Source organism: Streptomyces phyllanthi (assembly GCF_009377205.1).
Taxonomy (GTDB): Bacteria; Actinomycetota; Actinomycetes; order Streptomycetales; family Streptomycetaceae; genus Streptomyces; species Streptomyces phyllanthi.
Genome location: NZ_VJZE01000271.1, coordinates 1 through 12,419 on the forward strand (window position 1 = coordinate 1; position 12,419 = coordinate 12,419).

Annotated in this window: 9 protein-coding genes and 3 pseudogenes; 5 read left to right on the forward strand and 7 right to left on the reverse strand. The window is 67.2% G+C overall.

Annotated elements, in window-relative coordinates; all coding sequences use genetic code 11:
• Positions 1-127 precede the first annotated feature (127 nt).
• Positions 128-284 (forward strand): annotated as a pseudogene (locus FNH04_RS48020) (tyrosine-type recombinase/integrase); the annotation flags it as partial.
• An 895-nt stretch (positions 285-1,179) separates the two neighbouring features.
• Here the strand turns inward: FNH04_RS48020 and FNH04_RS29665 are convergent.
• The 3 genes from FNH04_RS29665 to FNH04_RS29675 are packed head-to-tail and all read right to left on the reverse strand — an operon-like array spanning position 1,180 to position 4,229.
• Positions 1,180-2,685: a tripartite tricarboxylate transporter permease gene (locus FNH04_RS29665; protein WP_322724196.1), complete on the reverse strand. Its 1,506-nt coding sequence runs from the start codon at positions 2,683-2,685 to the stop codon at positions 1,180-1,182.
• 36 nt (positions 2,686-2,721) lie between these two features.
• Complete coding sequence (locus FNH04_RS29670) at positions 2,722-3,222, reverse strand: tripartite tricarboxylate transporter TctB family protein (protein WP_152788862.1); 501 nt, start codon at positions 3,220-3,222, stop codon at positions 2,722-2,724.
• Positions 3,222-4,229, reverse strand: a complete 1,008-nt coding sequence (locus FNH04_RS29675; protein WP_152788863.1) for a tripartite tricarboxylate transporter substrate binding protein — start codon at positions 4,227-4,229, stop codon at positions 3,222-3,224. Before FNH04_RS29675 ends, FNH04_RS29670 begins: the two co-directional genes overlap by 1 nt.
• Before the next feature lie 122 nt (positions 4,230-4,351).
• Here FNH04_RS29675 and FNH04_RS29680 point away from each other — a divergent pair, with 122 nt between their 5' ends.
• Both FNH04_RS29680 and ltrA read left to right on the forward strand, forming a co-directional pair.
• On the forward strand, positions 4,352-5,239 hold the full coding sequence (locus tag FNH04_RS29680; protein WP_152788864.1) for a LysR family transcriptional regulator: 888 nt from the start codon (positions 4,352-4,354) through the stop codon (positions 5,237-5,239).
• Between the two features lie 594 nt (positions 5,240-5,833).
• The gene (gene ltrA / locus FNH04_RS29685; protein WP_322724199.1) at positions 5,834-7,216 is read left to right on the forward strand and encodes a group II intron reverse transcriptase/maturase; all 1,383 of its coding nucleotides are present in this window, start codon (positions 5,834-5,836) and stop codon (positions 7,214-7,216) included.
• Positions 7,217-7,394: 178 nt separating this feature from the next.
• On the opposite strand, the pseudogene FNH04_RS29690 reads toward ltrA, so the two are convergent.
• The 3 genes and pseudogenes from FNH04_RS29690 to FNH04_RS29700 all read right to left on the reverse strand — a co-directional run.
• Positions 7,395-7,959: pseudogene (locus tag FNH04_RS29690) on the reverse strand (IS1380 family transposase); the annotation flags it as partial.
• Positions 7,960-8,158: 199 nt separating this feature from the next.
• Positions 8,159-8,905: an alpha-L-rhamnosidase-related protein gene (locus FNH04_RS29695; protein WP_152788866.1), complete on the reverse strand. Its 747-nt coding sequence runs from the start codon at positions 8,903-8,905 to the stop codon at positions 8,159-8,161.
• Positions 8,906-9,128: 223 nt separating this feature from the next.
• Positions 9,129-9,353, reverse strand: coding sequence for a hypothetical protein (locus FNH04_RS29700; protein ID WP_152788867.1), 225 nt, complete (start codon positions 9,351-9,353; stop codon positions 9,129-9,131).
• A 209-nt stretch (positions 9,354-9,562) separates the two neighbouring features.
• On the opposite strand from FNH04_RS29700, the pseudogene FNH04_RS29705 reads away from it, so the two are divergent.
• Positions 9,563-10,811: pseudogene (locus FNH04_RS29705) on the forward strand (IS256 family transposase).
• 482 nt (positions 10,812-11,293) lie between these two features.
• Here FNH04_RS29705 and FNH04_RS29710 read toward each other — a convergent pair.
• Positions 11,294-11,752 carry a MarR family winged helix-turn-helix transcriptional regulator gene (locus FNH04_RS29710; protein ID WP_152788868.1) on the reverse strand — a complete coding sequence of 153 codons (459 nt, stop codon included), beginning with the start codon at positions 11,750-11,752 and terminating at the stop codon, positions 11,294-11,296.
• A gap of 63 nt (positions 11,753-11,815) precedes the next feature.
• Between FNH04_RS29710 and FNH04_RS29715 the strand changes: the two genes are divergently transcribed.
• Positions 11,816-12,184 (forward strand): VOC family protein, encoded by a 369-nt coding sequence (locus FNH04_RS29715; RefSeq protein ID WP_152788869.1) that lies wholly within the window; start codon positions 11,816-11,818, stop codon positions 12,182-12,184.
• The last annotated feature ends 235 nt before the right edge of the window (positions 12,185-12,419 follow it).

Here is a 12,419-nt window from a genome sequence, read left to right on the forward strand (position 1 = left end):
CAAGGGCGATGGCGTCCACCACGCCATGCTCGGCATCGCCCGCCTGCACAACCTCACCCTCGCCGGATGACGAAGAAACAGGCAGGTCAATGAGCATGTCGTAGATCAATTACGGGACAGCGCTTAGAACGCGCTCGGCCACGGGATACCGATCACCCGATGTGGCGGAATGGATGGGGCACAAGTCCATCGAGGAGACGTATCGCACCTACCGGCATCTGATGCCTGGGAGCATCACCAAGGCGGCCCGCATTCTGGATGCCAGCCTTTGGGAGGCGGCTTGATCCCAGCTTGGTCTCCGCGGCAGGACGCTGCCCACGTCCAGACCACGGAGCTGGAGCTACCCCGCGCGGCCTGCTCGCTGTGACTGAGCAGGCCAGTTGGCTGTGACCGCCCTTCCATGATGGTTACGCCCATCAGTGGACTGGCCTGAATCACCTGGCTGAGGCGTCACGGAGGCACCCTCAGAACCCTCGAGTTGACCGTGGCCGTTGCCAAGCAGCCGAGCGGTCTTGCGGGACAGAAGCCACATGCTGGAGAAGTGGCACCTGTGTCCGGCGCAGCACCCTGCTCGCTCCGGCCGCGACAGCCGTTGCCTGGGCGAAGCGGTGGCATTCCTGGGCCGTGTGTTCAGTGGCTTCCCCATGGGGAAGCCAAGCGGTGGCGACGGGCGGCATCCAGTTCTGTGATCAGTGGAACCCGGACCACGAGTCGCACCCATGCAGCTGGGCCGGCGTCCGCATCACGTCCCACACTGGCGCTCAGTTTGTTTCTGCCCCGGCAACAGCGCTGCGGCTGAGCGTGCCGGGCCGATCGGTCTCGTCCCAGTTGGCGGCTTCCAGCTCGGCCCAGTTGATCCACGTCGTTCCGAGCGCGCCCTGTGGCCCGCCCCACGCGTTGAACTCGGGTGGTAACCGGCACGCTCGCCGGTCTCGCTGTCCAGGTGGGCGATGCTGTTGAACGGCGGACCCACCGCGCTCAGGATGGCCGCGGTCCCAGGGTGGGATTGAACGAGCTGAACCAGCTGTGGCGCTTCTTGTCCATGGCCGCCCGGGGGTCGATGCGCGGGAAGTCGCCCCGCTGTCGACCGTGCTTGTCCACTCTTACGGGCTACCGTCGCTCCATCGCTGTCTTAACTCCCGCACCATCACATGCGTCGGCAGCACACCCTGCGGACGGTCATACCGTCTCCTTGCTTGGGTCGAAGGGTTTTTTGCGGTTGGGCCAGGCCGTGCGTACGGCGGGTGCCAGCGCCACGGCGAGGAAGAGCACGAGAAGGGTTCCGGAGATCGGGCGTGTGACGAAACCGCCCGGGTCTCCGTCGAACATCAGCAGTGAGCGGCGAAGCGCGGTCTCCAGCAGCGATCCCAGGACGAAGGCCAGCACGAGCGGGCCGGGGTCGAATCCGAGCTTCTTCATCAGGTATCCGATGACGCCGAAGAAGACCACCAAACCGATGTCGAAGACGCTGTTGTTGACGGTGTACGCGCCTATGAGCGTGATGAGCACCGTGATGGGGGCGAGGATGGACGGGCGTATGCGCAGGATGCGCACGAACAGCCCGACCAGCGGGATGCTCATGATCAGCAGGAGGATGTTCCCGAGATACATCGAGTTGACAACGCCCCAGAACAGCTCGGGATGCTCGGTGACAAGCTGTGGGCCCGGGGTGATGCCCTGGATCAGCAGGGCGCCGAAGATGACTGCCATGGTGGCGTTGGCGGGTATGCCCAGGGACAGAAGAGGGATGAACGACGATGTGGCGGCGGCGTTGTTGGCGGTCTCGGGGGCGGCCACCCCTTCGACGGCACCGTGGCCGAACCGCTCGGGATGACGCGACCGGCGTTTCTCCAGGGCGTAGGCGGCGAGCGAGGCAAGTACGGCTCCGCCTCCGGGGAGGATGCCGAGAAGGAAGCCGAGGACGCCGCCGCGGCCGATGGCGCCGGAGGACTGCCGTAGGTCGGTCCGGCTCGGCCAGACGTTGGCGACGGTGGTCGGTGCGTGCACGACGCGGTGGCGCTCCTCCAGGGTGTAGAGGATCTCGCCGAGGCCGAAGAGGCCCATGGCGATGGGCACGAAGTCCAGACCGTCGGCCAGCGACAGGCTGCCGAACGTGAAGCGTTCGGTGCTGGTGAATCCGTCGCGGCCCACGGTGGCCAGGAGCAGGCCGATGGCCGCGGCGATGAGGGCCTTGAGCTTGCCGCCGCTGGAGACCGTGGCTACGAGCAGGATGCCGAGCAGGGCCAGCAGTGTGTATTCGGGCGGGCCGAAGTCCAGTGCGAACTCGGCGACCACGGGTGCGACGAGGGTCAGGGCGATGACCGAAAGGGTTCCTCCGATGAAGGAGCCGATCGCGGCGATGCCCAGGGCCGTGCCTGCCCGGCCTTGACGGGCGAGCGCGTGTCCGTCGAAGACGGTCACCACCGAGGACGCCTCGCCTGGCAGGCGCAGGAGTACGGAGGTGACGGTGCCACCGTACTGCGCGCCGTAGAAGATGCCCGCCACCATGATGATCGCGGTCACTGGTTCGATGCCCAGGGTGATCGGGAGAAGAATGGCTATGGTCGCGGCCGGTCCCAGACCGGGCAGGACACCCACCAGCATGCCGATGAGCACACCGACGAGGCAGTACAAGAGGTTGACCGGCTCAAGAACGACGGCGAAGCCGTCGAGTACGGGGGACACGTCCAACGGCCCTCCCAGACCTGTGGCGGTATCGGGTCAGAACAGGTGGGGGATGGTGACCTCGAGCGCGCCGACGAACAGCGCGTAGAGGAGGATCGTGAGGACGAGGCTGACGACGATGGAGGTCCGCCGGCTCTCCCGTCCGAGCACGCGGAGCCAGAAAAACGTCAGGAGCGCCGCAGGGATCTCGAAGCCGATGACGCCGACGACCGCCACGAACGCGACCATGCTGCCGACGGCTACGGATACGAGAAGTCCGGTACGGGTGAACTGCTCGGCGTCGTCCATGCGCCGGGCATTGGCGGCCAGGAGGACACCGAGGACGGTCAGTGCCGCGCTCACGAGGGCAGGCCAGGTGCCAGGGCCGGGTTTGGCGGGGCTCCCAACGCCCAGGTTCAGCGCCCCTGTGAGCGCGGTGGCACCGAGAGCCACGACGACGACGGCCGTGACGAGCTGGGTCGCCGGGCCTGCCGCCGGTGGTCGATTCTCGTCGGCGGGCTCACCCGCATCCGACGGGATCTCCGTGGGCGAGCTCATCAGTCTTCGCTCAGGTCGATCTTGTACTGGCCCGTGAGGTCGCGGTACTTCTTCAGCGCGGCCGTCCACTGGTCGATCACGGTGGGACCGTCCACCTCGTTGGGAGTGAGCAGTCGCTGCGTGTTGAAGTCCTTGTACTCCGCGTTGGCGAACGCCTTCTGGAACGCCGTTCGCAGTCGCACGACGACGTCCTTGGGGGTGCCCTTGGGGGCGACGATCGCGCGTGACTGCTGGACCGGGACGTCGTAGCCCGCCTCGACGGCTGTCGGGGTGTCCGGCATGTATGACGGCCGCTTCTCCGCGAACGTCACCAGCGGGGCTATCTTGCCCGCCTTGATCTGGGGTTGGGCCTCGCCGAGTTGGATGGAGGCGACGTCGACCTGGCCGCCCATGACTGCGGTGAGCGTGGGGGCGCCGCCGTCGAACGGCACCGCGGTCGCGTCGACCTTCGCCTGGGAGAACAGCAGTGCCTGACTGAGGTGGCTGCCCGTGCCGACGCCGGTGGTGCCGTACTTGATGGCCTTCTTGGCGTCGACGATGTCCTTGACCGTCTTGAAGCCGGACTTGGCGCTGGCGACGAGGACGTAGTCGTCCTGGGAGAGGCCGGTGACGACCTCGTAGTCGTTGACGTCGACGGCTTCGTCGGCCGGGACAGCCAGCGGGGTTATGTACGACAGAGAGCCCACGAAGACCATCAGCGTGTAGCCGTCTGCCTTGGCACCGGCGAGCTCTTTCGCGGCGAGGGCGCCGTTGGCGCCGGGCTTGTTGAGCACGGTGATGGTCTGCTTGAGGTCGGAGTCCGCGGGATCGGCGACGGCCCGCGCGGTGAGGTCGGTGCTGCCGCCGGCGTCCTGGCCGACGAGGAGGGTGATCCCGCGGTCCGGGAAGGAGGCGTCGTCCTCGGACTTCTGATCCCCGACGTTTCCGCCGCAGCCGGCCAAAGCGAGCGTAGCGGCGACCGTGGTTGCAGCCACGATGCGGCGGCGCACCCGAAGCCTGTTCTGCATGAGTTCTCCCCAAGCGCGATGAGGGTGGTGGGGGGGTGCCGCGGTCCACACTGTCGCGCAGCCTATGATCACCCTTCATGCCTGTCCAACTCCGTTAGTGCATGGGCTGATACCTTCTTTGCATGGGTTACACCCTGGAGCAACTCCGCGGATTGGTGGCCGTTGCCGAGGAGTTGCACTTCGGCCGAGCGGCCGCGCGACTGCGTATGACCCAGCCACCGCTGAGCCGCCAGATACAGAAGCTCGAGGCCGCCATCGGCGTCCAACTACTCGAACGCGACAACCGTCATGTGGAGCTGACTCCGGCCGGCGAGGCCTTCCTCGTCGAGGCGCGACGCATCCTGGCCATCGCCGAGGCGGCGCCGAACCTGGCGCAGCGCATCCACTCGGGATCGCGTGGTGTGGTCCGTCTCGGCTTCACCGCGGCTTCGACGTTCGGCACGCTCGGCCACCTCCTCAACCGGCTGGAACAGCAGTTGCCGGAAGTGCGCATCGAACTCTACGAGATGGTCACCCGCGAGCAGATCGCGGCGCTGGCCAGCGAGGACCTCCATCTGGGCCTCGCCCGCCCGCCGTTCGACTCCGAGCTCTTCGACTCCCGGCTGCTCCACCGGGAGGCCCTGCTGCTCGCCGTGCCCGCGGAGCACAGGCTGATCGACCTGGACCGACCCGTGGGCGCCGAGGACCTCACCGGGGAGCCGCTGATCTTCCACTCGCAGCAAAAGGCCCGCTACTTCTACGACCTGATGGTGAGCATGGTCCCGCTGGCACAGGAACGCGTGGTGCACAGCGTCAGCCAGGTGCTCACGATGCTGTGGCTGGTGTCTGCCAACCGCGGCGTCGCCTTCGTCCCCGCCTCCGCAACGTTGCTCCGCATCCCCAACGTTGCGTTCGTACCACTGGCTACGCATGTCCCCGAACCCGTGGAGCTGCATCTGCTGTGGCCCCGACACTCGCGCAATCCCGCACTCGCCCGCGCACTGATCGCCCTGGAGGACATCAGCCCCTAGCCTCGCCGTTTCGCGCGCCCAGCAGACTCGGAGGTCTTCGTGATGTAGCTGATCTTGAGTCGTAAGCTCGTTGTCGCCTGCCGGTGGAAGTCCGGTCCGGGTAGCTGCCAGGAGGCCCGGTAGCAGACTGGCGGCGTCGGGGGGAAACGCCCGGCGTTGAAGCCCAGTGTCGAAAGCCCTGTGAAGGGGGAGCAAAGCAGCGGTCCGTAGCATCACGCGAAGCCTGCGGCGTCGTTAGAGGCCCGCCCTTTTGGGGCGGGGACAGGGAGTGCCGAGCCCCCGAAATCAGGGCGAAGGCCATGGAAGCGGCGAAGATCCTGGAGATGCAGCCGTGAAGGACTCCCCGGCGTATGGGGCATGGAACGTTGCGACGGTGACAGCGGGAACTGGGGAGGCCCTCCCCGGCCCGGCGGCCTGCGGACAGCTGCCGCCGGAAGCTGCGCGTCCTATAACCGGGTGCACCCCGGGAAGTGGGCGCGAGCCGGGTGGGCGTCGGAGGCGGCCGTAGTACCGCTATGAGCCGGCGGACAACACAACCCCCGGCCAGGGAAGGGCCGCTGCTTCGTCGATGCGCAGTCTGTCTGGAGGGACTTGGTGAGTGCCGTTACGGCTAGCTCCGCCACGTCGGGATCCCTGAAGCTGGATCCGGTCCGAGCTTTGCAGCATGCGCTCTACCGGGCGGCCAAGGCCGATCCCGGACGACGGTTCCACGCGCTGAGGGACAAGGTCCACCGCAGGGACGTCCTGCGGCGCGCGTGGGTGCTGGTGCGTCGGAACAACGGCGCTCCGGGCATTGACGCCACCACTCTCACGCAGGTCGAGGAGTACGGCATCGACCGGCTCCTTGACGAACTGGCCGTGGAACTCAAGGAAGGACGCTGGCGGCCGCTGCCCGCGCGCCGGGTATTCATCCCGAAACCCGGCACGACCGCGGAACAGAGACCCCTGTCGATTCCTTCAGTCCGTGACCGGATCGTGCAGGCCGCACTGAAGATCGTGCTCGAGCCGGTCTTCGAGGCCGACATGCTCCCGTGCTCGTTCGGGTTCAGACCCAGGCGCGGGGCGCACGATGCCCTCCAGGTCTTGATCGACGAGGCATGGCGGGGCAGGCGCTGGGTGGTGGAGACGGACATCGCCAACTGTTTCGAGGCGATTCCGCATGAGAAGTTGATGCAGGCGGTCGAGGAACGCGTCTGCGACCGGTCGGTCCTCAAACTCCTGCGCGCGATGCTGCGTGCCGGAGTGATGGAGGACGGGCAGGTCCGTCGGCCGGTGACTGGGACCCCACAAGGCGGTGTGGTTTCACCGTTGATGGCGAACGTCTATCTGCACCGGCTGGACCGGGCATGGGACGTGCGTCGTCATGGGGTCCTGGTCCGTTATGCCGACGATGCCGTGGTGATGTGCACTACCCGCGAGCAGGCCGAAGCCGCCCTTGGGCAGCTGAAGGCCCTGCTGGCCGAACTCGGTCTGGAGCCGAAGGCGGCCAAGACCAGGATCGTGCACCTGCAGGTCGGAGGCGGGGGAGTGGACTTCCTCGGGTTCCATCACCGGTGGGTCACGTCCCGGCCTCGTGGCGGGCGGCGTCCGATCGCCTTCCTTGCCCGCTGGCCCTCGGACAGGGCGGTGAAGCATGCTCGTGACCGGATCCGTGAACTCACGGAGCGGCGCAGGATGTTGCGGCCGGTCAAAGTGATCGTGGAGGACGTGAACGCGTTCCTACGCGGGTGGGCCGCGTATTTCCGGTTCGGAAACTCGGCTCATCGCTTTGACCAGATCAGCTCGTACGCGCGGATGCGGATCGGCGGGTTCATCGCCAAGAAGCACCGGCGCAGCCGGAAGTTCGGCTGGTCGGTGGTCGCTTACGCGGCCTCCGACTCGTTGGGGCTGGTCGCCCTGCACGGGACCGTCGTCGCCCCCAGACCCTTCCGGGACTGGCGGGGCAGGCCGAATGCCGGCGGTGAACGGCGTCGGTGAGCCGTGTGCGGGAGAACCGCACGCACGGTTCGATGCGGCGGGGGCTGGAAACGGAGCGGACGTACTCCGCCACCGCGCCAGCCCCCGACCCTACGGTTGGGCTGAGGCGGCTGCGTTGATCTTCAACTGTTGGGTGGCCGAGGCGATTATGTTGCCTGGGCATGGTGGAGTCCCGGCCAGGTTCGGCGGCGGCGAGGTCGCCATCCAGCAGGAGGACGCGGGCAAGACGATGAGATCGATCGCCGTGCGGCTGAGTTCAAGCCGGATGGTGTTGACGTCGAAATGGCGGGAGGGGAAGCGGCCGAAGCCAGTGTTCTTGCCGCACCGGATGTGGTCCTCGACGGTGGCGTGTCCGCGGTGGCGGACCTCGAGGAACTGTGCGGAGCCGCCGCCGGAGTAAGGGATATCGGTAAGGAAGACCTGGTGCCCCAGGCCCTTGTCGTGGTCGAACAGGGACAGTTGGGCGCCGGGGTGCGGTCGTTCGCGCCGCACGGTGATGCGGGTGCCGACCGGGTAACCGGCGAGGTCGACCATGCCGGTCAGTTCGGCGACCTCGCCGCCGTCTCGCAGTGTCCCGTTCTGGTCCAAGGCGGGATGCCGGAGAGCTTCGGGCAGTGAGCGGATTGCACGACGGACTGGCTCCGTGACCGCGTATCCGACCGAGAACCGCAGGTTCAACCGTGCTCGGGAAAGGTCCGGATGTGAGTGAGGAAAGCTTTCGCGGGTCCGGCGCTGTCGGCGCGGCACCACAAGCGACGACGTGTGTCCTGTGCTCGGTCGTGCCTGGCACAGGACACACGTGTTCACCTGCTGGGCGGCGCCGTGCGTGGAACGCGGTCCCCTGCCCGGTGCGCCGACACCTCGGCCATCACCCGTTCAGCGCATCGAGCGGTCGGTATGGGACCGCCACCGCGGGTCGGCACGGCTCCGCATACGTGGATCTCAGCCCTGAGCGTCCAGGACGCGGAACTTGTAGGTGCCGGAGCCGACCTCGTAGACGACGCGGTCCCCTTGCTGACCGACGAGCCGGACGCCGGGAGCCCTTTCGGCGGCCAGGTTTGCCCCGGTGCCGTGCTCGCGTACCAGGCGCGAGCTGGACGCGGGTACGTAGACCACACCGTCCGATCCCGCGGGCACGGTGACCTCCGGTTCCAGGCCGTTGCCGCTCTTGCGCCAGTCGGTGGCCACCTCGCCCCGCACGGTGTCGGTCGACGCCTTGACCCAGTCGAGGCCGGAACTGGGGATCTCCGGCCGGAACTCGATCTCGGAGAAGCCGGCCCCGGTGGGGCGGTTGCCTGCGAGGTCCTCGAAGAACCACTGCACGATCGTTCCGAACATCATGTGGTTGCGGGAACGCGTGTCCGCTGGCCAGTTCTCGCCGAGCGCGTTCCAGCCGAGTACGTCGATCCAGTAGCCGTATGACGGGAAGGTGGTCTGGGTCGCGGCGGCGAACGCCTCGTCCAGATGCCCGGTGGAGGTGAGTGCGTCCCACAGGAACCGTGTGCCCATGATGCCGGTCGACAGGTGGTTGTCCCGAGCCCGGACGTCGGCCGCGAGGGAATCTCCCACCGTCTGGCGTCGATCGGACGGCGCCAGACCCAGTCCCAGGGCGATGGCCTGCTGGTGCTGGGAGAACTCCTTTTCCTCGGGGTCGTTGCGGTAGCCGTTGATTCGGCGAGTCTGGGACATGTGCGGCGCTGATCGGCCCGCGGTCTCTGGAAACGCCGGCAGACGGTTGGCCGCGGTCCGCGCCCGACATCAACCTGATCGCGATCCCCGCGGCGGTCTCTTACGACTCGCTTTTGAACTGCGGCGTGCGTACGGCAGGCGGCAGCGAACGGCCTGGGAGGCCGAGGCGAAGGAACGCCTCGGCCTCCCGGGCCGGATGCGGCTGGAAACGCGTGCCGTGCGTTCAGCGCTTGGGGTGCGCCGAGTACTTCAGGGTGCGGTGGTTGAAGGAGTCGGTCACCCACAGGTCACCGTTGCGGTCGAACGCCATACCCGCCGGGACGCTCAGCGAAGTGCTGGTGACGCTTTCGGCGCCGCCGGACGGGGGCATGCCGTCGCTGCTGCCGATGTCCTTGCACTTGCCTCCGGACGTGTAGTCCGACTGCCCGAGGACTCGGGATGCCGCCATCCCGGTGTGAAGCTTGCCCTGGTAGCCCAGCACACGGTCGTTGAGCCCGTCCGCGAGCCACAGGTTTCCGTCACGGTCGAAGGTGGAGCAATGCTCAGGACTTGTGGATCAGCCCCGGGATGGGACGCGGAGGGCGTACCTTCCCGAATGATCCTGTGATGGTCACTGAGTAGGCCCGCGTTCGCAGCGCGGGTCGGGAAGGCACGCCCGTGCTCAGCGTAGTGAATGCCGACGGATCGACCGAGTCCGGCTCCCTGATCGATGAGATCGTCCGTGAGGGTGCCCGGCGGATGCTCGCCGCCGCGCTGGAGGCCGAAGTCAACCAGTACATAGCCGAGTTGGCGACCGAGACGGACGCGGCCGGGCGACGCCTGGTGGTCCGCAACGGCCACCACCGGCCCCGCACCGTGACCACCGCCGCAGGACCCGTCGAGGTCACGGCCCCGCGCGTGAACGACAAGCGGGTCGACGCGGCCACCGGCGAGCGGATGCGGTTCTCCTCGAAGATCCTGCCGCCGTGGTGCCGCAAGTCGCCCGAGGTCAGCGAGGTGGCCACTGCTCTACCTGCACGGCCTGTCCTCGGGGGACTTCGTGCCCGCGCTGGAGCAGTTCCTCGGCAGCTCGGCCGGGCTGTCGCCGGCCACGGTGACCCGGCTGACGAAGCAGTGGAGCGACGGCCACGCCGCCTTCCAGCAGCGCGACCTCACCGAGGCCGACTACGTGTACGTGTGGGCCGACGGGGTGCACCCCAAGGTCCGGCTCGGGCAGGCGCACTCGTGCGTCCTGGTGCTGATGGGTGTGCGCCTGGACGGCACCAAGGAGCTGATCGCGCTGGCCGAGGGGCTGCGGGAGTCCACCGAGTCGTGGGCCGACCTGCTGCGCGACTGCCGCCGCCGGGGCATGCGCGATCCCGAGCTGGTCGTCGGCGACGGCGCGATGGGCCTGTGGAAGGCACTGGCGGAGGTGTTCCCGGCCTCCCGTCATCAGCGGTGCTGGGTCCACAAGGCTCGGAATGTGACGAACGCCCTGCCGAAGTCCGCACAGCCGGGCGCGACGAAGGCGATGCAGGAGATCTACAACGCCGAGGACCGCGCGCACGCCGAGAAGGCGATCGAGGCGTTCGCGAAGACCTACGGTGCCAAGTTCCCCAAGGCCGTCGCGAAGATCACCGAGGATTGCGACGAGCTGCTGACGTTCTACGACTTCCCGGCCGAGCACTGGATCCACCTGCGGACCACGAACCCGATCGAGTCGACGTTCTCCACCGTCAAGCTCCGCACCAAGGTCACCCGCGGTGCCGGCAGCCCGGCCGCAGCCCTCGCGATGGTGTTCAAGCTCGTCGAGTCCGCCCGGGCCCGCTGGCGCGCGGTCACCGGAGCCCACCTCGTCGCCCTGGTCCGCGCGGGCGCCACGTTCGAGAACGGCATCCTGGTCGAACGACAGGAGCAGGCCGCGTGAACACGACGAAGGACTACGGAGACTGCCAGATCTTTGTGCGAGACGGCCATCGCGAGTCCGTGACCGCGCTCGTCGGGACAACCCTCGGAGCCCCTGCCGACGATCACTACACGGTCCGATCAGGCCGTATGGTCTTCGAGATCCGAGACAATCCGGACGACGGGCTGGCCGAAGACTTCATCGGGTGGCCGTTCACGATCGAAGCGGAAGCCGATGACCCCGCCCCGGTCCTCGTCGAAGCAGTGTCACGTGTCCTCAAGCAATCTGGAACCGCGGCCTCGACGCCGTTGCCGCCTGCGACTTCGAGGACGAGCTCCCGGACCTCGGCGGACTGCCGCGCTACCGCTGAACCACGCCGAATCCACAGGTCTTGACTATTCCTCGTGTAGTCGGGGTCTGTCGGTTTTCGGGGTTGCTGAGACGGATTTCGGGGTTGGCTGCATTCCTGTTCGGGTGCGACGAGACGTGCGTCGGGGAACGAGCTATGCGTCTTTGTTGTCACGGTGCAGGGAATGGATCATGCTCTGCAGGATCCGGGACGCGTCTGACTGTTCGGTCTCGGTCAGGCGGGTCAGCATTTTGGCCTCGATGGACCGGACGGCTGTGCTTGCCTTCTCGAGGCTTCGTCGGCCGCGGGGCGTGAGCCGTGTGGGAAGCGCCTTTCCGACGGGTGCCTTTGCGGGTCTGGTCACGTAGCCGTCTCGTTCGAGGGTCTGGAGCAGCACGTTCATCGTCTGCCGTGTCACGAACGCGCCCCGTGCAAGTTCGGAGTTCGACAAGCCCGGTCGTTGCGCCAGCAGCTCGAGGCAGGAGTAGTGCGTCACGCTCATCCCGAGCGGCCGCAGCACTTCCTCCATGGCCGCGCGGAGGGCGCTCGACGCTTCTTTGAGCAGGTAGCCCAGTGACGTCTCCAGGTCGACGCCGACACCTTCTTGACTCATGTCAGCATTCTGACATAGGTTCCCGCATGTCAGAAAACTGACATGAAAACAAGGAGTGTCATCATGCCCGCCACCGGCCCCGACTTCATCTCGCTCCAAGTGCACGACCTCGACGCTTCACAGGCGTTCTACGAGCAGTACCTGGGCCTCGTCCGCTCGTCGGCCGGACCTCCGCACGCCGTCGTCTTCGAGACGAAGCCGATCGCGTTCGCACTCCGCGACGTCATTCCCGGCACCGACCTCGCATCCGTCGCTCAGCCCGGCATCGGTGCCGCGATCTGGCTCCACGCCACCGACGTCCAGGCCATCCACGACGCGCTCGTCGCCGACGGTCACACCATCGTCTCCGCACCGATCGACGGCCCCTTCGGCCGGACCTTCACCTTCGCCGACCCCGACGGCTACCAGGTCACGCTCCACGACCGCGCTTGATCGGCCAAACGCCACCGGACGATCATCAGCGGTGAGTGCGCTGCGGGTGTGCGATGTGGCGGTGTGGATGAGCCACCGGGCGGAGGGGCACGCCTGTCCTCGCTGACTTCGGCAGCGAAGCTGCTCCTGCGGCGTTCTGGCGTGTGAGAGTGACGGATTTCACCAACCGTCACCTGGGTATGTGGGACGTTCGCGTGGAGTGATCCGCTGGGGCGGGGGAGGGGCTGCCTCTTAT